2 protein-coding genes are annotated in these 2,285 nt (G+C 48.2%); one reads left to right on the top strand and one right to left on the bottom strand.

Annotated features, from left to right (window positions below; all coding sequences use genetic code 11):
• A partial coding sequence (locus tag O3682_RS11645; protein WP_371510177.1) for a YadA family autotransporter adhesin occupies window positions 1-1,527 on the top strand: 1,527 nt, incomplete at its 5' end.
• A gap of 344 nt (window positions 1,528-1,871) precedes the next feature.
• Here O3682_RS11645 and O3682_RS11640 read toward each other — a convergent pair.
• Window positions 1,872-2,285, bottom strand: a 414-nt coding sequence (locus O3682_RS11640; protein WP_371510176.1) for a transposase, incomplete at its 5' end; no start/stop codon positions are given.

Here is a 2,285-nt window from a genome sequence, read left to right as displayed (position 1 = left end):
GACGGTAAGAACGCTGAAGCCGACGTTAAAGACAACGGCGACGGCACTCATACTGTAACCATCAAAGACGGTAACGGTAACACCACTACTACTATCATTAAAGACGGCACAGCTGCCGCAAAAGGTGATAAAGGTGACAAGGGTGATAAAGGTGATACCGGTGCTAAAGGTGACCAGGGTATTAAAGGTGACCAAGGCGCTAAAGGTGACAAAGGTGATACCGGTGCTAAAGGTGATCAAGGTATTAAAGGTGACCAAGGTGCTAAAGGCGACAAAGGTGACACTGGTGCCCAAGGTGCTAAAGGTGATACCGGTGCTAAAGGTGATACTGGCGCAGACGGTAAGAATGCCAAAGCCGACGTTAAAGACAACGGCAACGGCACTCACACTGTAACTATCACCGATGGCGACGGTAATACCACTACCACTATCGTTAAAGACGGTAAGAACGCCAAAGCCGACGTTAAAGACAACGGCAACGGCACTCATACTGTAACCATCACCGACGGTAACGGTAACACCACTACTACCATCGTTAAAGACGGTGCAACTGGTGCTAAAGGTGATACCGGTGCCAAAGGTGATCAAGGCGCTAAAGGTGACAAAGGTGATACCGGTGCTAAAGGTGATCAAGGTATTAAAGGTGACCAAGGCGCTAAAGGTGACAAAGGTGATACCGGTGCTAAAGGTGATCAAGGTATTAAAGGTGACCAAGGCGCTAAAGGCGACAAAGGTGATACTGGTGAAGCCGGCGCTAAAGGCGACAAAGGCGATAAAGGTGACACTGGTGAAGCCGGCGCTAAAGGCGATAAAGGTGACACTGGCGCAACCGGCGCAACCGGCGCAACCGGCGCTAAAGGCGATAAAGGCGATAAAGGCGATAAAGGTGACACTGGCGAGTTCGGTCTGGTTGATGAGACTGGTATTGTTGATAAAGAGCACTCTATCTCCAAACCTCTGAATAACACTATTCAGATTAAAGGTGATGCGGGTACTAAAGTTCAAGTATTCGACAAAGCAACCGGTAAGACTTCAGAGAAAGAAGTTCAAAACATCTTCGTTAAGAAAGACGGTGATGCGCTGAAAGTCAGCTTGAACCCTGATCTGACCGTTAACAGTGTTACTACTAACGAACTGAAAGCAGGTCCTGTAACCATCAACCAAGGTGGTATCGATGCCGGCAACACTACTATTAAAAATGTTGCTCCAGGTAAGAACGGTACCGATGCGGTTAACGTTGACCAGCTGAACCAAAAATTCGGCGATGTGAACAGCAATGTGAACAAGGTTGACAACAACGCCCGCGCAGGTGTGGCTCAAGCTCTGGCTACTGCCGGTCTGCCACAAGCTTACTTGCCAGGTAAGAGCATGCTGGCTATCGGTGGCGGTCACTACCGCGGTGAAACCGGTTACGCTGTCGGCTTCTCTAGCATCTCCGATGGTGGTAACTGGATCATCAAAGGTACTGCTTCCGGCAACTCACGTGGTCACTTCGGTGCTACCGCAGCAGTTGGTTACCAATGGTAATCTGACTTTCAGACGGCCTGAAAAGGCCGTCTGAAAAGACGAAGCAAAGTAAATGCGGCCTAATTTAGGCCGCATTTTTTTATGCTTAGATTATGTGTTGGGTTTATTCGATGAATTAATCGTTATAGTAGCTAAAGAGAAATGAAAATATCTTTAGCAGTCTGTTGCAATTTAAAAGGCCGTCTGAAACATCATTTGAGACCTTTGCAAAAAAGTCCTTCCCCAAACAGCCGAAACCTAAACACAAGTTTTCGGCTGTTTTTATTTCAAATATCCACTGATTCTACTCAAATTCCCCCTTAATCCCTCTTGGATACCTGATTAATCAGGTATCCGGTCGCCTTTTAGGCGGCAGCAGGCGCACTTAGCCTGTTAGCGGCTTTCAAAAGGTTCAAACACATCGCCTTCAGATGGCTTTGTTCACTCACTTTAATCAGTCCAAAATAGTCTGCCCGGGCATAGCGGAATTTACGGTGTAGCGTACCGAAGCTCTGTTCGACCACATAACGGGTCTTTGACAAATATCGGTTGCGTTTGGTTTGCGCTTCCGTCAGCGGACGGTTGCGGTGGGCTTTGCGCATAATGCCGTCCTGCAGCCGACGCTCTTCCAGATGTTGCCGGTTTTCCTCACTGTCATAGCCTTTGTCGGCATAGACGGTCGTACCTTTGGGTAACCCTTCCAACAAAGGCGACAGATGTTTGCACTCATGGGCATTGGCAGGGGTAATGTGCAATTTCTCGATATAGCCTTCCGCATC

The sequence above is a fragment of the Neisseria sp. 27098_8_112 genome (genome assembly GCF_041433235.1).
GTDB lineage: Bacteria > Pseudomonadota > Gammaproteobacteria > Burkholderiales > Neisseriaceae > Neisseria.
Note: the sequence above shows the minus strand (reverse complement) of the source record. Positions and strands in the feature narration are given on the sequence as shown.